The sequence below is a fragment of the Parabacteroides sp. AF17-3 genome (genome assembly GCF_003635445.1).
Classification (GTDB): Bacteria; Bacteroidota; Bacteroidia; order Bacteroidales; family Tannerellaceae; genus Parabacteroides; species Parabacteroides goldsteinii.
On the sequence record NZ_QTMM01000014.1, the window covers coordinates 174,435 to 193,303 of the forward strand.

Sequence of the window (18,869 nt, forward strand, 5' to 3'; positions counted from 1 at the left end):
AACGGGGATAAATGGCATTTTTATTTACCTTTTATCCCCCAGATCAGTTCAAATTATGCGAATCAAACGCCTGCATAGATCAGGAAACCCAAACCGACAACAAAAAACAGGAACATTCCCAAATTCAGATAACCGGAAGATCTGGGCGCTCCTTTAAATTCATGCCAGATCAGGATTCCCCACAGGGCCGAAACCAATGTTGCACCTTGCCCCAGGCCGTAAGAAATGGCGGCTCCGGCTTTTTCAGAAGCAATCATACTGAATGACTGCCCTATACACCAGATCACTCCGCCTAATATCCCGACAAAATGGGTACGGATATTCCCTTTAAAATAACCGGCAATAGAGACAGGGGCGCCTTCTACCGGTTTTTTCATTGCAATCGTGTTAAAGAGAAAATTGCTGGCAAATACGCCGAGGGCAAAAATGAAAACAGCCGTATAGGGCGTCAACTTGCCTGCTGCGGGAGAGGCAAAGTTTTCCAGATCCATGGAAGCAGCAACAAAACGGTAAAAGAAAGCCATGATCACACCGGCTGCAACAGAAATAAATATTCCTTTTCCGGAAACTTTTTTTGAGCCGACCAATGCTTTTTTATAAGCCAGCCCGTTCAGAAGGATCGCAACAGCAATCAATGCCACACCGACAAAAATAAACAATGGCTCTCCTTTAGCGGCACCAAAATAATTGATCAGGACGCCCAAAACCAAAGCCAAACCAACTCCTACCGGAAAAGCGACGGACATACCGCATATGGCTATTGCTGCCGAAAGCAATATGTTCGAGGCATTAAAAATGATTCCTCCCAAAAACGCACTGCCGATGCTGACCGGTTCGGCCTGCATCAGATCGGGAATAAAACTGCGGCCTTCGGAACCGATACTACCCAAGGTAAAAGCAGAGATAACGGAGAACAAAAGAACTCCGATCACATAATCCCAATAAAAGAACTCATACCTCCATGTCCTGGAGGCCAGTTTCTGTGTATTTCCCCATGAGCCCCAACACAACATGGTCACAACACAAAAAACAATTGCCAATGTATAACTTTGTACAATAAACATATCTTTACTATTTAGAACCAGGTTGATGCATCATATAATTTTCCAGCAAGGCAGCCATCTGACCGGCCGGCATCTTTTCTATCAGACGAAGGTCCTTTCCGTTCTCGTCCGGAATCCAAGTGTTAGTACCTTCCTCATCGATCACTTTGAATATTCCACGTTCCACATTATAATAAGGGTCATATCCTTTAATGGCGACCCAGACAGCCGTAAGATCCCAACTCATCCGTCCGTCCGGATCTCCTTCCGCAAAGCACAAGGCATAAGCATCCTTTACGGGACTATCCGTTATATCGGAAGCGACCAGCTTCTTACCCGTCAAAACGACATTTCCGATCTCAAAACCACTAAAGACAATTTCAGTAGGCCATTGTTCTGCCACAGTCTTCGAAGCCGGCGTGTCACAAAAGACATTGAACTCCCGTCCTTTTGGGAAAAAGCCAGCCATAGCGACAACCTGTTTTACCTTTTTAGCGACCAGTTCTTTTCCTGACAAAGGGCTATATTCGTCACCTTCGGAATGTAACAGGTCTTTCAGATTGGTAAAAAAGCCGATTGTACAGATCACCACACTTTTATCTGGCTGCGCACTCAGCACTTTGCGATATACCTGAACGGCATCAGGAGCATCCGACGTCTTCTTTGTTTTATGAGGATATTTATCAGGCAAAGCCTCCGTCCATTTGATCTTATGACCGGAAGTCATCGTTACACCGCCTTCGCTTTTGGGCGCCCCGACAGGAATGGAAGGACGATTAAAATAGGTATTCAATACTTCGATACAAGGGACGACTGATTCATCATGGTTGGATGACAAAGTTGCAAGAATATCGACATATCCGCTATCAGCCAGGGCATGCATGACAGCCATTGCACCGACATCATCATAATCAGGCCCCAAATCAGTATCCAGGATCAGACTGACAGGCTGCATGGCGGTTTCCTGTACGGTTTTCTTCGGTGTACTGTTACAGGAGACCAGCAGGGATAATACACAGATTAACAAAAATAGATGTTTCATGATATGATATTATTGATGGTTTATTTTCAATGGTGCATCCGAATAAACAATCGCTTCACCGAAATTGACTGATGCATCCGGATGGGGATTCAGCCATTTAAAAGTGACGGTGTGCTGTTTTTCAGGCAACTGATATTTCCAGAACAATTCATGGCGGCGGGTAATATATGAAGCGGGTAAATTGGCTGTTTCCACTAATTCCCCATCTATGTACATTTCCACATGGGCAACATACTCGTTATCCCTGGCCTGCACATTCCCTTTAAAGACAATGCCTGTCCCTTCAAATGTAACGTCACCCACTTTTGCCACTTGTTTATTAACACCTATACGGTCTACCGGATATAATCCTTCGAAAGCCTTCTCCAATCTTACCGGAACAGGTTGCTGGCAGGAAATAAAGACATTATCTCCTTCTATCTTCCCTCCATTCCGTTCTACGACCTGCAAAGCCTGGTTAAAACTCATCCGGTAGGTCTTATTCAGAGAGATCGTAGTATAGGCAAAGTCCATATCCTCCACTTCTCTCAGGTTTTTCAACCAATATTCAGGAATCTTGCTGTACCCTAAAACTGTCCCTAAAATTCCAGCGGCCGAAGCCGGATTACAATCGGAATCCTGCCCGCAACGGGTGGCAATATCCATCGTTTTATAAAAATCACCTTCACCATACAACAAACCGATCAGGATATAAGCACTGTTAATTACAGCATCGATATTGAACGGGACAAAAACGCCATCCGGGCAACCGATATCTTCGCTCCATTTCTTTTCGCATTCAAACCAGGTACGTTTCCAATCATCCGGAAACTCTTTATGCCAGCGGATCACATCGTTCATACATTGATAATAACGGCTTTCTTCCGGAATCGTTTTAAGGGCTTCGGAAACTATAAACGCTATATCATCCGAAACAAATGCGAGTGAATACATGGCTCCCACATAAACGCCACCATACCAACCGTCGCCATAATTCATGATATGCCCGATCTTATCCGAGATCTCCGAAGCTGTATTCGGCATCCCCGGCGACATCAAACCGGCATAATCGGCTTCGATCTGATAATCCAGGTCATCCGCATGCGGATTGTTCAGCCAATGGCCGGAAGCGGGAGGCATGATACCTTGCAGGATATTATAGCGTGCAGCCTGATTGGCATGCCATAGCGTATATCCGGCATTCGCAAATGCCATCGCAAAAGAATCGACAGGTGCATCCAAGCCCAGACGGTCGAAGACATCAACAAAAGTAAGGTCCATATAAACATCGTCATATAATCCCGGAACATTCTCATACCACCATTTTATATACCCGTCCGGCCAGACAATAGGAACATAATCCTGAATCATCGTCCCGTTATAACGAAACTCCGTCGGCCCTCCATATGTACAACCAATCGCTTGTCCGGCCCAGCCTCCTTTGATCTTATCCATCAGTTTGTCTTTGCTGATCGATATTTCCGATGGTAAAACAACTTGTTTTCCTGTTGTCGACGCTCGTTCGGAACAAGCCGTAGAAGCCAACAGGAGAAAACAACCTGATAAAACAGGAATAATTAGATTTTTCATAATATACAGATTATAGTTGTTATTCAAATATATCGACTTCACTCCTGTAAGGGACGGACGATTGTGCCCCGACCCGTGTGACGGAAATAGCGGAAGCTTTACAGGCAAACCGGACAGCCTCGATCTGGTTCCGCCCTTCCGATAAAGCAACAGCCAAGGCGCCATTAAAGACATCACCTGCTGCCGTCGTATCCACAGCCTCTACTTTGAAAGCAGGGATAAACTCCACTCCTTCGTCGCAATAGACCAGCGCCCCTTTTGAACCCAGCGTAATGATGACATTCTGCACGCCCATTTCAGAAAGAACACGTGCTGCCTTAACCGCCGACTCCTGCCCGGTTATTTTAACTCCGGAAATCATTTCCGCCTCTGTTTCGTTAGGCGTAATCATATAAAGATGTTTTAATAACGACGGAGATAACGGTTGTGCCGGAGCCGGATTCAATATCACCTTTTTATTCTTATAATATGCGATCTCCGCAACATATTCTACAGTCTCCATCGGTATCTCTAACTGCATCAAAACAATATCTGCCAGATCGACAGCCTCTTCCGCTTTTGCCAGATCCGAAGGTAATAAATTGGCATTTGCACCGGAAGCCACCACTATACAATTTTCGGCCTGCTCATCTACTGTTATCAGAGCTACGCCGGAAGGATACTCCGAGTCTGAAAAGATATAGGAAGTATTAATCCCCTCCTCTTCGAAAAGTTGCTGAGACTGATGTCCGAAAATATCACTGCCTGTCTTACATATAAAAGTTACAGATGCTCCCAAACGGGCAATAGCGACCGCCTGATTTGCACCTTTTCCTCCGGGATTCATAAAGAAAGTTCCTCCCAGAATGGTTTCCCCCGGACGGGGAAGATGTCCGGCCTTGATTACCATGTCGGTGTTGCTACTGCCCACCACCAGGATATTATGCCGGCATAATTGTTCTGTATCCATATCTATACGAATTTAAAGTCTGCAATGAAGCGATACAAATATAGCTCTATATTCTCTACTATTCCATAAATAATTTATCCATACAGATAATCCCAAATAAAAAACTTTTTCTAAATTCGTGTACTGATGCTACCTCAAAAACACTTTATAAATAAATCCGGTACTGACATGAAATACACGAATCCTGATCATCTCATACAGCTTATACAGTCTCTGACAAAGGCAGAAAAAAGATACTTCCGTTTATATGCCAATTTGCAAAGTGGTGAAAAGAACTATCTTTTCCTGTTCGACCTGATCAATAAAGGGATTCCTTCCGACGGAGTTTACAGGCTCTATTGCCAGGAGGAAAACAAGAACAATTTCGATATGGCAGCCAAGCATCTTTACCGGGTGATTATGGATTGCCTGGTACATTTACGGAAGAAAGAAGATGTACAGGCAACTATTTTCAACTATATAACAAAAGCAGACATTCTGTTCGAAAGAGAACTGTTTGAAGAAGCCTTCAATCAACTGAATAAAGCCCAAAAACTTGCAGCAACCTATGAAAACGATCCGCTCCTCCTTCTGATACGCCGGACTGAACTTAAATATCTCAGTTCACTCGGCTTCAATGAAATATCTGAACGGGAACTGGTCAATAAACAGATGAAGATCAATGACATCATGAAATATTCAAGAAATATCAATCTTCACCTGCAACTATATGATATTTTAAAACATCGGATTGCCAATAAAGGATATATACGCTCCGAGAAACAAAAAGACAACCTGAATGACCTGGTTTTAAGCGAACTGAATCTGATAGCCAATAATTCCTACAAAGGATTTGAAGCCAGAAAACTACATCTCCTGTTTCAGGCCACTTATTATCTGAATACAGGTAACTATAAATCAGCCATCCGTTTTTATCAGGAACTTATTACTCTTTTCGAATCGAATCAGCACCTGATCCTGAATCCTCCGATTTACTATTTGAGTGCCCTAAAAGGCATTCTCGATAGTCTTCATCTGGCAGGACTGTACCAGGAAATGCCTTTTTTCATAGACCGCCTGAGAAAAATGCAGCAGGGCGACTACGCAACAGAATTTTTTTTGGAAATAAATGCTTCCATCTATCAATATGAGCAAGTTAGTTATATAAATACAGGCAAGTTCGAAATTGCCTTGGAACTATCCGGCAACTATGAAGATCATTTGTTTAAAAAGACCGGCCTGCTCAGGTTGGAAACACAACTAAAACTATATTTGAATACTTCCATTCTTTATCTGTGCCTGGAAGAACCGAAGAGAGCACGCAAAAGCATGAAGAAAATATTCAGCTCCGGCAAACTATTTCATACATTGCCTTCGTATAAAACGGCCCGGTTGATAAATCTGCTGATACTGGCTGAACTGGGGGATTACAGCTTTTTCGAAAATGAAATCAACTCCATCAAGCGTAATATTCATTATGAAAAACATATATACCGTACAGAAAAGCTACTGTTCCGTTTTGTCATGTCCTATCCATTGCCGTCTTATCAGAAAGCGCAAAACAAACTGTGGATGCAATTTCAAAAGGAAATAGTAAAAATCAGGGAAGACAAATATGAAAAGCAACTGCTTAAAACATTCGATATACTTTCATGGATAGAAAGTAAACTGACAAACAGACCTTTCGCCGAAATATTAAAAGAAAACTATATCGGATAACCAAAAAGCCTCACCGGGTAAGCAGAAGTGTATTTAACACATCGAACAACTCTTTTCCCAATTATGTTCTATCTTTGCAGAACAACATGGAGAAATATTGGCAAATACTCAAACAATATAAAGGAGGACTGGCAGTCAGTCCGCTGCTTGTACTGATAACTGTACTGTGTGAAACTGTTCAGCCGATGTTTATGGCTGAGATTATCGACAACGGGGTTATGCCTCGTGACCTTTCGGTTATTACACGGGTCGGCACCTTTATGATTTTGATTTCGTTGGCGGGATTATTCGTTAATATCATTAATGTGTATGTGTCTTCCCGCATCGGTATCGGCTTCGGAACCGACTTGCGGACCAGGCTTTTCGACAAGATACAACAACTGTCCTTTTTCGATATAGATAAATTCAGTTCGGCTTCGCTGGTGACACGGTTGACAAGCGATATTTCCCGTATACAGCAAATTGTGCTGATGTCTATGCGGCTTCTGCTCCGTTCTCCCCTTATGTTGGCGATGGCTGTCTTTTTCGTTGTCAGGATTAACCGGGAGCTGGCTGTTGTACTGATAGCCGCCATCCCCATTCTGGGAGGAAGCGTTTACCTGATACTCAGCAAAGGGTTTCCTTATTTCCTGAAAGTACAGCAGAAAGTGGACCAACTGAACGGAGTGGTCAGGGAGAATCTCATTAATATCCGTGTAGTCAAATCGTTCGTCCGGGAAGATTTCGAGACAAAGAAATTTACCAGGAGCAGCGAAGAGTTACGCGATATGGTTATCCGGGCATCCAATATTGTCGTTTCCATATTTCCGGTCATGCAGCTGGTTATGAACTTATCCATCCTGGCTATCCTGTGGCTGGGCGGACAAAAAGTGATGTACGGCGAGTTGAAGGTCGGCGAACTGATTTCGTTCGTCAATTATCTGGCGCAGGTTTTGATGTCACTGATGATGCTTTCCATGATTATTATGTCGTATGCCCGGGCCTCCGCCTCTTCCAAACGTATCCTGGAAGTACTGGATACGAAACCTTCTTTGACCAACACACAAGAAGGTTTACGGGATAAATACCGAATAGAGAAAGGAGAAGTGACTTTCGACAATGTCGGTTTCCGCTATACCGGCGGGGAAAACGATGTCTTGCAACATATCAGTTTCCGAGCCAACCCGGGCGAAACAATTGCGCTGGTCGGTGCCACCGGTTCTGCCAAAAGCTCCCTGGTGCAACTGATACCGCGTTTATACGACGCCACTTCGGGAGAAATACGGATCGACGGCATCCCGGTAAAAAACTATAACCTGGATGAACTGCATGCCCGCATCGGCATGGTTCTGCAAAAGAACGAACTGTTTACCGGTACCATTATCGACAACCTGAGATGGGGAAAGCCGGACGCTTCGATGGAGGAAATCGAAGAAGCCGCCCGTGCCGCCGAAGCACACGATTTCATCTGCTCCTTCACCGAGGGTTACAATACGTTGCTGGGACGCGGAGGTATCAATGTCTCCGGCGGCCAGAAACAACGTATCTGCATTGCCCGTGCCTTGCTCCGTAAACCGAAAATCCTTATCCTGGACGATAGTACCAGTGCCGTCGATACCGAAACGGAACTGAAAATACGGAACAACCTGAATGCCATGCTGCACGATACAACCGTATTCATCATCACCCAGCGAATCAACACCATGCAGTCTGCCGACCGTGTCATCGTGTTGGAAGACGGCGAGATCAACGCTATCGGAACACCGGACGAACTAATCAAGCGTTCGACCGTCTATCAGGAAATCTATCATTCACAACAAGTATTATTTTAAGTTATGGCACACGGAGATCACTTGAAAGATAATGCAAAACCCAAAGAAGGACGAAAAACCTTCTGTCGGCTGATATCGTACCTGTCATGCGACCGGCGCTTGTTGTTCGTGATTGGCTTCCTGATTATTGTCAGCATCATAGCCAACCTGCTGGGCTCTTATATGTTGCGTCCTATCATCAACGACTATATCATTCCGGGAGATTTCCACGGATTGATACGGACACTGATTATTCTGGCCGTCGTGTATCTGACAGGGGTCGCAGCCGTGTATATCCAATATATATTATTGAACAAGATCGGCCAGCGAACAGTCACCCGGATGCGTTCCGACCTTTTTGAGAAGATGGAACACCTGCCGGTCAAGTATTTCGATACCCATCAACATGGCGACCTGATGAGCCGTTATACGAATGATATCGACAAGATCAGCGACGCCTTGACCGACAGCCTCTCCGATATGCTCTCCAGCGCTCTGACGCTGATCGGTATCTTCTGCCTGATGCTTTATATCAGTCCGGTCCTGACGCTTGTAACCCTGATTACTGTCCCGCTGATGTTCCTCAGCGCAAAAGAAATTGTAAAGCGAAGCTGCAAATATTTCAAAGCACAGCAGGAATCTATCGGTACACTGAACGGTTATATCGAAGAAATGATAAGCGGACAAAAGGTCGTCAAAGTATTCGGCCATGAAAAGAAAGTAAATGCCAACTTTGAAGTGCAGAACAGCGATCTGAAAGAGAAGTCGCAAAAGGCCCAGTTCTACTCCGGACTGATGATGCCCGTCATGCAGAACCTAAATACGCTGAATTATGTATTTATCACCATCGTCGGCGCCCTGCTCGCCATCTTCCGCGGATTCGATGTCGGCGGACTGGCCGCCTTCCTGCAATACTCCCGCCAGTTCGGGCGTCCGATCAACGAACTCGCCAGCCTCTACAACAGTATCCAGGCAGCTATTGCCGGTGCCGAACGTATCTTTGAAGTCATAGACGAAACACCCGAAACACCAGATGCTTCCGACGCAATCGCATTACAGCATGTACAAGGCGACGTAGCCATGAAAGACGTTTATTTCGGATACAAACCGGAGAAAACGATTCTGAAAGGAATCTCCCTGCATGCAAGGGCCGGCTGCAAAATTGCTCTGGTCGGTGCCACCGGAGCCGGAAAGACAACTATCCTGAACATGCTTCCCCGCTTCTTCGATATCCAGTCGGGAGAAATCACGATAGACGGTCATCCCCTCCGCCGGATCAAACGAAACAACCTGCGTCAATCCATGGCAATCGTCCTCCAGGATACGCATCTCTTCACCGGAACCGTACGCGAAAATATCCGTTTCGGCCGTCTCGATGCGACCGACGAGGAAGTCATTGCCGCCGCCAAACTAACAGCTGCCCATTCCTTTATCAAGCGCCTCCCCCAAGGCTATGACACGCTCCTTGAAAACGACGGTGCCAACCTGAGCCAGGGACAGCGCCAGTTACTCAATATCGCCCGTGCCGCCATTGCCGACCCTCCCATCCTGCTACTGGATGAAGCGACCAGCAATATCGACACCCGCAGCGAAATCCTTATCCAGAAAGGTCTCGACCAACTGATGCAAGGACGTACGAGCCTCATCATCGCCCACCGTCTCTCAACAGTGAGAAACGCCGACCTTATCCTCGTCCTCGAACATGGAAAGATTATCGAACAAGGCAGCCATCAGGAATTACTGGCACTGAAAGGGAAATATTACTCCCTCAACCAGGAACAGTTCGAATGAGTACGACCCTCTCAGCAGGAAATGATACAACAAGGGCAACCTGACTGGGATTGCAAAACGTATTCTTCGCTTCCAGAAAGGTGGATAATACACTCTTTTGACAGACAAAAAGCCGCTTTATGCTTTATAACATCTTTTCGCGCATCCTACTTACAAAGAAGTAGGCTAATTTTACACGCAATTTTGATAACATTACATACATGAAGAACAAGAATACACTGTCTGGCTTGGCTGTTGCAAATTTCAGCAAGCAAATAGACGGGAAGGAGACGATGCTATGTATCCTGACCAATAAAAAAGGTGCAGAACTTACCATTACCAACTACGGTGCAAAAATTGTATCGCTTATGGTACCGGATCGGTCCGGCAAGTTAACCGATGTAGTTACCGGACATAATTCCCTCGATGATTATCTGGTCTCTGAAGAACCTTACTTCGGAGCAATCTGCGGCCGCTACGGTAACCGCATTGCCAAAGGAACATTTACACTGGATGGTATTGTATACGATAAGCTGGCTATCAACAACGGCCCTAACAGCCTCCACGGAGGACTGAAAGGTTTCAATTCCGTTGTGTGGGACGCTAATCAAACCGACGACCAGACCGTAGAACTGAAATATACCTCAGCCGACGGCGAAGAAGGTTTCCCCGGCACACTACAGACTACTGTCACTTATCACCTGACCGACGACAACGAAGTCGTGATCATGTATCAGGCCGTAACAGACAAGCCTACCGTATTAAATCTGACCAACCACTCCTACTTCAACCTGTCAGGAGCCGGTGACCCGTCAGTTGCAGACCATACGTTAACCATCAATGCAGACTATTATCTGCCTACGGATGAAACTGCCATTCCTTACGGTGCCCCCGAAAAAGTAGAAGGTACGCCGATGGACTTCCGCACTCCTTATCTGGTAGGTACCCGCATCGACGAACCGACCGACCAGTTGACCTGGGCAAGAGGCTATGACCATACCTATATATTAAATAAGGAAGAAGGCGAACTGGGTTTCTGTGCCCGCTGTCAATCTCCCAAGACCGGTATCATCATGGAAACATATACTACTCAACCGGGCGTACAATTATATACAGGTAACTGGATGACCGGCAATTTCGAAGGAAAGAACGGACAACGCTATCCGGCAAGAGCAGCCTTATGCCTGGAAACACAACATTTCCCCGATAGTCCGAACAAACCGGAATATCCGTCGACCGTACTTCGTCCAGGAGAAGTTTTCGAAAGCAAGACTATCTATAAATTCTCAGCCGAATAACAAATAACAAAATTAATATATCAATAACAATAAAAAAGATCAATCAATGACTCAAGAAAAAAAACAATGGGGTGCCATCATCATTATGATTGCACTTTTTGCAATGATTGCATTCGTGACTAACCTTTGTTCACCAATGGCTATTATCGTAAAGAACGACTTTGGAGCAAGTAATGTTCTTGCTCAAATTGGAAACTATGGTAACTTCATTGCCTATCTGGTAATGGGTATCCCTGCCGGTATGCTTATCGCCAAATACGGCTACAAGAAAACAGCTCTTATCGGTCTTGCCGTAGGTGTCATAGGTATTTTAGTTCAATGGTTGAGTGGCCATGTGGGCAAAGATAGCGCTTTCCTGGTTTACCTGATCGGAGCATTTATCAGCGGTTTCACAATGTGTATTCTTAACTGTGTGGTTAATCCGATGCTTAACCTGCTCGGTGGCGGTGGAAACAAGGGTAACCAGCTTATCCAGCTCGGTGGTGTATTCAACAGTACTGCTGCTGTTGCCTGCTACATCCTGATGGGAGCTCTTATCGGTGATGCAGCCAAAGCACATATTGCCGACGCAACACCGGCATTAATGATCGCCCTTGCTATTTTCGTTATCGCATTCGTAGTTATCATGTTTACTAAAATCGAAGAACCGGAACAGGCTCCTGTCGACACAAGTTTGATCAAAGGCGCTTTAAGCCATCGCCATTTTGCATTGGGAGCACTTGCTATCTTCCTTTACATGAGCGTTGAAGTTGGAACTCCGACCTATATTCTTCAATACCTTACAGCGAAAGGCATACCTGCCAGCACCGTTGGTCTTATCGTAGCTGTTTATTGGCTGATGATGCTTATCGGACGTTTTGTAGGAGCAAGTATCGGTGGTAAGGTTTCCAGCCGCACGATGATCACTATCGTATCGATCGCAACTCTTCTATTGGTTAGCTTCGGTATGTTCTCACCCGAAACAAATACAGTTGAAGTTCCTGGTGTAGACTGGGCTTCATTAAGTGTGATCTGGCAGGAAGTTCCCGTTGGTATTTTGGCATTCCTTCTCGTAGGTCTCTGCACCAGCGTAATGTGGGGCGGTATATTCAACATGGCTGTCGAAGGGTTAGGAAAATACACAGCTATCGCCAGCGGTATCTTTATGACGATGGTATTCGGTTGCGCTGTAATGGTTGCCATCCAGGGTTGGGTTGCCGATATGACTGATTATATGACCAGCTACTGGGTTGTACTCTTTAGTGCTGCTTACATTCTGTTCTATGCCGCTATCGGTTCTAAACCATCGAAGAAATCAGAATAAAATAAACAATATGTCTATTCATGAAATTATCCGGTTTTATTCGTAACCGGATAATTTCTTTATTTATAACCTTTAAAAGAAATAATATCATGCAGAAAAAAATCAGAGATAAATTTCAAGAGTTATTCAACACAGAAGGTGCTGTATTTGCTTCTCCGGGCCGTATCAACCTGATCGGCGAACACACAGACTACAATGGCGGTTTCGTATTCCCCGGTGCTATCGACAAAGGGATGATCGCAGAGATCAAACCGAACGGAACCGGTAAAGTTCGTGCATTCTCTATCGACCTGAACGATTATGCGGAATTCGGTCTGAACGAAGAAGATGCTCCAAAAGCAAGCTGGGCAAGATACATATTCGGTGTATGCCGTGAGATCATCAAACGTGGCGGCCAGATCCAGGGATTTGATACCGTATTTGCTGGTGATGTTCCTTTGGGTGCCGGTATGTCTTCATCCGCAGCTTTGGAAAGTACCTATGCTTTCGCTTTGAATGAACTCTTCTCTTTGGGTATCGACAAATTCGAATTAGCAAAGATCGGCCAGTCTACCGAACACAACTATTGTGGTGTTAACTGTGGTATCATGGACCAGTTCGCTTCTGTATTCGGTAAAGAAGGAAGCCTGATTCGTTTGGATTGCCGTTCTTTGGAATATAAATACTTCCCGTTCAACCCGGTTGGCTATAAACTGGTATTGCTGGACTCTGTAGTTAAACACGAGCTGGCTTCTTCGGCTTACAACAAACGCCGCCAGTCTTGCGAAAACGCAGCCGCCGCAATCCGCCGCAATCATCCGGAGGTAGAATTCCTGCGTGACGCAACAATGGAGATGCTGAACGAAGTAAAAGGCGATATCAGCGCAGAAGACTATATGCGTGCCGAATATGTGATCGAAGAAGTACAGCGCGTACTCGACGTTTGCGAAGCCCTGGAAAAAGGCGATTACGAAACCGTAGGACAGAAAATGTACGAAACGCATCACGGCATGAGCAAATTGTATGAAGTAAGTTGCGAAGAACTGGACTTCCTGAACGATGTAGCCAAGAAATGTGGCGTAACCGGTTCACGTGTCATGGGTGGCGGTTTCGGCGGCTGCACGATCAACCTCGTAAAAGACGAATTGCACGATGCCTTCATTAAGGAAGCATTCGAATCTTATACAAAGAAATTCGGACACGAACCAAAAGTATATGAAGTAGTAATCAGCGACGGCGCACGCAAACTCGCTTAAAAAATTAATTCAATATCCATAAAAGATCATGACAACCGCATTTTATCAGAACGAAGTCAAATTTTTCGTAGCCGTTGATTGTATCATCCTCGGGTTCAACAGAGGTGAACTCAATGTTTTACTTTACAAGCGGAATTTTGAACCTCTGAAAGAACAATGGTCTCTGATGGGCGGCTTTATCAAATCCGGCGAAAGCGTAAACGAAGCGGCATCCCGCGTGCTTACCGAATGCTCCGGTATCGATAATCTTTTTATGGAACAGGTAGGTGCCTACGGAGATGTTACCCGCGACCTCGGGGAACGGGTTATCTCCGTAGCATACTATTCCTTAGTTAACATGAATGACTTCAATCGGGAATTGCTGAAAGAACATAATGCCGAATGGGTAAAAATCAGTGAAATACCCGAATTGATCTTCGACCATAACCAAATGGTTGCCGACACATTGGCGCGTCTGAAAAGAAAAGCAGCCACCTGTCCTATCGGTTTCAACCTTCTTCCGGAGAAATTCACTCTCCCCCAGCTTCAAAGTCTATATGAAGCAATTTATCAGACTCCATTGGATAAACGTAATTTCCGCAAGAAACTAAACTCTATGGATATCCTGGAAAAACTGGACGAGAAAGATAAAAAGGGCTCTAAAAGAGGCGCTTTCTATTATATGTTCAATAAAGAGAAATATGACCGTCTGCTGAATCAGGGATTCTATTTCTCCTTGTAACTTCCTTGCATATCCGGCTCTCTGCGAGAAATATCGCACGTTAGGAAACTTTACAGAAAATGAATTGTTTGTATGATATGGCGGTCTATAAGAAGAGATTCCCTATCTTTGTGCAAAAATTAAACTAATTCATCAAAATGAACGATATTAAAGTAATGAACAGAGCAGCGGACAATATCCGCGTCCTGGCTGCCTCAATGGTAGAAAAGGCTAAGTCCGGTCATCCGGGTGGTGCAATGGGTGGTGCAGATTTTATCAATGTACTATTCTCAGAGTATTTGGTCTATGATCCTAAGAACCCGGAATGGGAAGGCAGGGATCGCTACTTCCAGGACCCGGGACATATGTCGCCGATGCTTTATTCAGCCCTCGCCCTGACAGGCAAATTCACCATGGAAGAACTGTCTATGTTCCGCCAGTGGGGAAGCCCGACTCCCGGCCATCCGGAAGTTGACATCAAGCGAGGAATCGAAAATACCTCAGGTCCGCTGGGACAAGGCCATACCTACGCCGTAGGTGCTGCTATCGCCGCCAAGTTCCTGAAAGCCCGCCTGGGTGATGTAATGAACCAGACTATTTACGCATATATTTCCGATGGCGGTATCCAGGAAGAAATCTCACAAGGCGCCGGCCGTGTTGCCGGAACACTGGGACTGGACAACCTGATCATGTTCTACGACTCCAACAACATCCAGCTTTCTACAACCGTAGAAGAAGTAACGGCTGAAAATGTCGCTATGAAATATGAAGCATGGGGTTGGAAAGTGATCAGCATCAACGGAAACGATGTAAATGAAATACGCAAGGCTCTGGACGAAGCGAAAGCCGAAACCCAGCGTCCTACCCTGATCATCGGTAATACCATCATGGGTAAAGGTGCCATGGGTGCCGACAAGAGTAACTACGAAAACAAAGTATCTACTCACGGCCAACCCCTGTCTGCCGCCGGTGCATCCATCGAAGAAACAATCAAGAACCTGGGAGGTGATCCTCAGAACCCCTTCTCCGTATTCCCGGAAGTTGCCGAACTCTATGCAAAGCGTGCCAAAGAACTGGAAGCTATCGTAGCCGAACGTTATGCAGCTAAAGACGCATGGGCGAAAGCTAACCCGGAACTGGCAGAAAAGATGAAATTCTGGTTCTCAGGCAAAGCCCCGAAACTGGATTGGGAAGCTATCGAACAGAAAGCAAACCAGGCAACCCGTGCCGCATCCGCTACCGTATTAGGCGTACTGGCTACAAAGGTTGAAAATATGATCTGCTCATCCGCCGACCTGTCCAACTCGGACAAGACAGACGGTTTCCTGAAGAAAACGCATTCATTCGTGAAAGGCGACTTCAGCGGTGCCTTCTTCCAGGCCGGTGTTTCCGAACTGACAATGGCCTGTGTATGTATCGGTATGTCACTGCACGGCGGCGTGATCGTGGCTTGCGGTACCTTCTTCGTATTCTCCGATTATATGAAGCCTGCAATCCGTATGGCTGCATTGATGGAACAACCGGTGAAGTTCATCTGGTCGCACGATGCCTTCCGTGTTGGTGAAGACGGACCGACTCACGAACCGGTTGAACAGGAAGCACAAATCCGCCTGATGGAAAAACTGAAGAACCATAAGGGCCACAACTCTATGTTGGTTCTCCGTCCGGCCGATGTCATTGAAACAACCGTTGCATGGAAGATGGCAATGGAAAATACAGCCACTCCTACCGCTTTGATTCTTTCCCGTCAGAACATCACTGACCTGCCCTCCAAAGGTAATCGTTACAACGAAGCCTTGCAGGCCGAAAAGGGTGCCTATATTGTAGAAAGCGACGAAAACCCGGACGTTATCATGGTCGCTTCCGGCTCGGAAGTTGCTACATTGGAAGAAGGAGCAGCCTTGCTTCGTGCCGACGGTGTAAAGGTTCGTGTCGTATCTGTTCCTTCCGAAGGATTATTCCGTAGCCAGAGCAAGGAATACCAGGAATCTGTTATTCCTACCGGAAGCAAAATATTCGGCCTGACCGCCGGTCTGCCCGTTAATCTGGAAGGATTAGTCGGAGCAAACGGTAAGGTTTGGGGGCTCGAATCGTTCGGCTTCTCCGCTCCTTACAAGGTACTGGACGAAAAGCTGGGCTTCACAGGACAGAATGTATACAATCAAGTTAAAGAATTATTAGCATAAGAAACTACTGGTAAAAGAGGGCTGTTTGTTCCTATTACTTTCAAGGGTCTGTTGAAGCAGGCTTCAAGCATGTCTTGAAGGAGGTTTCAAGGGACTCTTGAAGGAGGTTTCAAGCGGTCCTTGAAAGGAGCTTCAAGCATGCCTTGAAAACACTCTTTTTTACTACCTCTAACAGATAAAGATGAAAACACTAGGTTTATGTTGTGACCACGCAGGTTACGAACTAAAAGAGTATGTGAAACAAATACTGGACTCCAAAGGATTATCCTATAAGGATTTCGGAACCTGCTCTGCAGAAAGTTGCGATTATCCCGATTTCGCCCATCCGTTGGCTTACGCTGTAGAAGCCGGGGAAGTATATCCCGGAATAGCGATCTGCGGCTCAGGAAATGGTATCGCAATGACTTTAAACAAACACCAGGGAATACGGGCCGCTTTATGCTGGCAGGAAGAAATTGCACGACTGGCTCGTGAACACAATGATGCCAACATACTTGTCATGCCCGGTCGGTTTATCAGTCAGGAGGAAGCTACTCGCACCGTCGAAGCCTTTTTAAACACTCCGTTCGAAGGAGGTCGGCACATACGGCGGATAGAAAAAATCCCGTTGTAAAAACAACGGGATTTTTTATTTAAAACAGTCTTATAAATATAAGAGGGTAAACATCAAACCATCAGATCGTTCCTGAACTTCTCCTTCTTCTGTTTTGTCAGGAAATGACGGGCAGACATCGGGAAGAGTTCGAGGAGAAGCATCTCCTTTTCATTTTCGGCTACCAGAATACCGACTTCATCAATGACAGGGTTCTCCTGCATCTCATAATCTGAGGCATCATAAAGTTGCTCTTCCCGCTTGCCGGTTATTTGCTGGCGGAAGTCAGGGTCGACAGGCAACGGGGTTTTCCCATAATCTCCGCGGATCAGGGAGATAAAGGGGTAAACGGGTTTGCTATATAACGGGCGACCGTTCAGTTCATCGAAGGCACAGGAGACTGCCTGCGAGGCTATCACCTGACTTATCGGCGTCACCAAGGGGGGCAGGCCGGCATCCATCCGTACCCGAGGGATTAATGACATCGCTTTCTCCAATAGCTCAGGATGGTCCTGCTGCTTCAGCAAGGCAACTATCTGATTGTACATGTTGGCCGGAATCTGCGATTTCTGGACCATTTCGTTGGGTTCGGGGAAGTTGAAGTATTCTTCGATGGCACGGCAGAAGATGATCAGGTCGTCTTCCTTGTCTTTGCGGGCGGCTTCGATGGCATCGTTGAAGAAGCGGTCGATCTCGGTAGGTAACTTATCAGTCAGGGGATTGAAAGGATTGGGCAACTCGCGGGAGGTATCGTAGGCTTTCAGTTCTTTTCGTATTTTCAGGAGTTCGGCGTTGATGCGGGCGACGGCTTCCATATCGATTTCCAGTTCGATACCCATCTTCTTGCAGAAGACGTAGACCAGCTCGATGGCGGGAGCACAACAGCCTCCGGCAAAATACCAGATATTCGTATCGACAATATCGACGCCGTTGACAATAGCGGCAAGCATCGAGGCCAAGCCGTATCCGGCAGTACAGCGGGTGTGGAAGTCGACAGGAGATTTCAGGTTCTTCTTGAAAAGGCGTATCAGTTCGGCAGTCCTTGCAGGGGTGATGAGTCCGTTGGCATCTTCAAGGGTGATGATGTCGGCCCGGAAGTTCTCTAACCGCTGGGCTTTGTCCAGGAAATAGTCGTTCTTGAAGACCGGCTTATGAAGGGGACGTCCGTGGAAGGCGGCTTCGATCCGTTCGAGGGCAGAATGGTGAGGGTCGATGGCGTAGCAGACGGCACAATCGGCCATTCCACCGTAACGGTCGGTGTACTTGATGGCCGGCTTCATATTGTCTATATCGTTCATGGCATCGAAGATACGCATGATATCAATTCCTGACTCGACGGTGTTGCGGCATACGCCTTTGACAACGTTGTCCGGGTAAGGATTGTAGCCGAACAGGTCGCGTCCGCGGCATAAGGCTGCCAGTTTGGTGGTTGTACCTACTGCGGCTTTGATCTTTTCCACTCTTTCCCAGGGATCTTCGTTCAGGTAGCGCATAGCGGCGTCGGGCACTGCCCCACCCCATACTTCCATCGCATAGAAACCAACTTCTTTATAGAAAGGTAGTACACGGTCGATTTGTTTCTGCGACATGCGCGTTGCACAAGCTGACTGCTGACCGTCACGGAGGGTGAGGTCGCGGATTAATAGTTTACGTACCATAATTGTGTTTTTGTTTAGTTTGTTTTCTTTACTTTT

14 protein-coding genes are annotated in these 18,869 nt (G+C 46.1%); 9 read left to right on the forward strand and 5 right to left on the reverse strand.

Features of this window, described 5'->3' with window-relative positions:
- Positions 1–62: 62 nt before the first annotated feature.
- The 4 genes from DWW91_RS18750 to rbsK are packed head-to-tail and all read right to left on the reverse strand — an operon-like array spanning position 63 to position 4,603.
- Positions 63–1,064, reverse strand: coding sequence for a GRP family sugar transporter (locus DWW91_RS18750; protein ID WP_007658249.1), 1,002 nt, complete (start codon positions 1,062–1,064; stop codon positions 63–65).
- A gap of 7 nt (positions 1,065–1,071) precedes the next feature.
- Positions 1,072–2,085: a nucleoside hydrolase gene (locus DWW91_RS18755; protein ID WP_007658250.1), complete on the reverse strand. Its 1,014-nt coding sequence runs from the start codon at positions 2,083–2,085 to the stop codon at positions 1,072–1,074.
- 9 nt (positions 2,086–2,094) lie between these two features.
- The gene (locus tag DWW91_RS18760; RefSeq protein WP_122328590.1) at positions 2,095–3,654 is read right to left on the reverse strand and encodes an ADP-ribosylglycohydrolase family protein; all 1,560 of its coding nucleotides are present in this window, start codon (positions 3,652–3,654) and stop codon (positions 2,095–2,097) included.
- Between the two features lie 19 nt (positions 3,655–3,673).
- On the reverse strand, positions 3,674–4,603 hold the full coding sequence (rbsK, locus tag DWW91_RS18765; protein ID WP_122328591.1) for a ribokinase: 930 nt from the start codon (positions 4,601–4,603) through the stop codon (positions 3,674–3,676).
- Positions 4,604–4,771: 168 nt separating this feature from the next.
- Between rbsK and DWW91_RS18770 the strand changes: the two genes are divergently transcribed.
- The 9 genes from DWW91_RS18770 to rpiB all read left to right on the forward strand — a co-directional run bounded on the left by DWW91_RS18770 (position 4,772) and on the right by rpiB (position 17,196).
- On the forward strand, positions 4,772–6,301 hold the full coding sequence (locus tag DWW91_RS18770) for a hypothetical protein (RefSeq protein ID WP_199722606.1): 1,530 nt from the start codon (positions 4,772–4,774) through the stop codon (positions 6,299–6,301).
- Positions 6,302–6,387: 86 nt separating this feature from the next.
- Complete coding sequence (locus DWW91_RS18775; protein WP_122328593.1) at positions 6,388–8,112, forward strand: ABC transporter ATP-binding protein; 1,725 nt, start codon at positions 6,388–6,390, stop codon at positions 8,110–8,112.
- Between the two features lie 3 nt (positions 8,113–8,115).
- Positions 8,116–9,882: an ABC transporter ATP-binding protein gene (locus DWW91_RS18780; protein WP_122328594.1), complete on the forward strand. Its 1,767-nt coding sequence runs from the start codon at positions 8,116–8,118 to the stop codon at positions 9,880–9,882.
- A 200-nt stretch (positions 9,883–10,082) separates the two neighbouring features.
- Positions 10,083–11,159 (forward strand): aldose epimerase family protein, encoded by a 1,077-nt coding sequence (locus DWW91_RS18785; protein WP_007658272.1) that lies wholly within the window; start codon positions 10,083–10,085, stop codon positions 11,157–11,159.
- 46 nt (positions 11,160–11,205) lie between these two features.
- Positions 11,206–12,462, forward strand: a complete 1,257-nt coding sequence (locus DWW91_RS18790; protein ID WP_007658274.1) for an MFS transporter — start codon at positions 11,206–11,208, stop codon at positions 12,460–12,462.
- An 89-nt stretch (positions 12,463–12,551) separates the two neighbouring features.
- Positions 12,552–13,697, forward strand: coding sequence for a galactokinase (gene galK, locus DWW91_RS18795; protein ID WP_195586559.1), 1,146 nt, complete (start codon positions 12,552–12,554; stop codon positions 13,695–13,697).
- A gap of 28 nt (positions 13,698–13,725) precedes the next feature.
- Complete coding sequence (locus DWW91_RS18800; protein WP_122328595.1) at positions 13,726–14,418, forward strand: NUDIX domain-containing protein; 693 nt, start codon at positions 13,726–13,728, stop codon at positions 14,416–14,418.
- Positions 14,419–14,555: 137 nt separating this feature from the next.
- Positions 14,556–16,583, forward strand: coding sequence for a transketolase (locus DWW91_RS18805; RefSeq protein ID WP_122328596.1), 2,028 nt, complete (start codon positions 14,556–14,558; stop codon positions 16,581–16,583).
- Between the two features lie 181 nt (positions 16,584–16,764).
- Positions 16,765–17,196 carry a ribose 5-phosphate isomerase B gene (rpiB, locus tag DWW91_RS18810; protein WP_122328597.1) on the forward strand — a complete coding sequence of 144 codons (432 nt, stop codon included), beginning with the start codon at positions 16,765–16,767 and terminating at the stop codon, positions 17,194–17,196.
- A 53-nt stretch (positions 17,197–17,249) separates the two neighbouring features.
- Here the strand turns inward: rpiB and DWW91_RS18815 are convergent, their stop codons facing one another.
- Positions 17,250–18,833: a carboxylase gene (locus tag DWW91_RS18815; RefSeq protein ID WP_122328598.1), complete on the reverse strand. Its 1,584-nt coding sequence runs from the start codon at positions 18,831–18,833 to the stop codon at positions 17,250–17,252.
- Positions 18,834–18,869: the final 36 nt, after the last annotated feature.

Coding starts and splice junctions, on each gene's coding strand:
- DWW91_RS18785 (WP_007658272.1), top strand. CDS start 10,083: ATGAAGAACAAGAATACACTGTCTGGCTTGGCTGTTGCAAATTTCAGC.
- rpiB (WP_122328597.1), top strand. CDS start 16,765: ATGAAAACACTAGGTTTATGTTGTGACCACGCAGGTTACGAACTAAAA.
- DWW91_RS18770 (WP_199722606.1), top strand. CDS start 4,772: ATGAAATACACGAATCCTGATCATCTCATACAGCTTATACAGTCTCTG.
- DWW91_RS18775 (WP_122328593.1), top strand. CDS start 6,388: ATGGAGAAATATTGGCAAATACTCAAACAATATAAAGGAGGACTGGCA.
- DWW91_RS18815 (WP_122328598.1), bottom strand. CDS start 18,833: ATGGTACGTAAACTATTAATCCGCGACCTCACCCTCCGTGACGGTCAG.
- DWW91_RS18780 (WP_122328594.1), top strand. CDS start 8,116: ATGGCACACGGAGATCACTTGAAAGATAATGCAAAACCCAAAGAAGGA.
- DWW91_RS18750 (WP_007658249.1), bottom strand. CDS start 1,064: ATGTTTATTGTACAAAGTTATACATTGGCAATTGTTTTTTGTGTTGTG.
- DWW91_RS18755 (WP_007658250.1), bottom strand. CDS start 2,085: ATGAAACATCTATTTTTGTTAATCTGTGTATTATCCCTGCTGGTCTCC.
- galK (WP_195586559.1), top strand. CDS start 12,552: ATGCAGAAAAAAATCAGAGATAAATTTCAAGAGTTATTCAACACAGAA.
- DWW91_RS18805 (WP_122328596.1), top strand. CDS start 14,556: ATGAACGATATTAAAGTAATGAACAGAGCAGCGGACAATATCCGCGTC.
- rbsK (WP_122328591.1), bottom strand. CDS start 4,603: ATGGATACAGAACAATTATGCCGGCATAATATCCTGGTGGTGGGCAGT.
- DWW91_RS18760 (WP_122328590.1), bottom strand. CDS start 3,654: ATGAAAAATCTAATTATTCCTGTTTTATCAGGTTGTTTTCTCCTGTTG.
- DWW91_RS18790 (WP_007658274.1), top strand. CDS start 11,206: ATGACTCAAGAAAAAAAACAATGGGGTGCCATCATCATTATGATTGCA.
- DWW91_RS18800 (WP_122328595.1), top strand. CDS start 13,726: ATGACAACCGCATTTTATCAGAACGAAGTCAAATTTTTCGTAGCCGTT.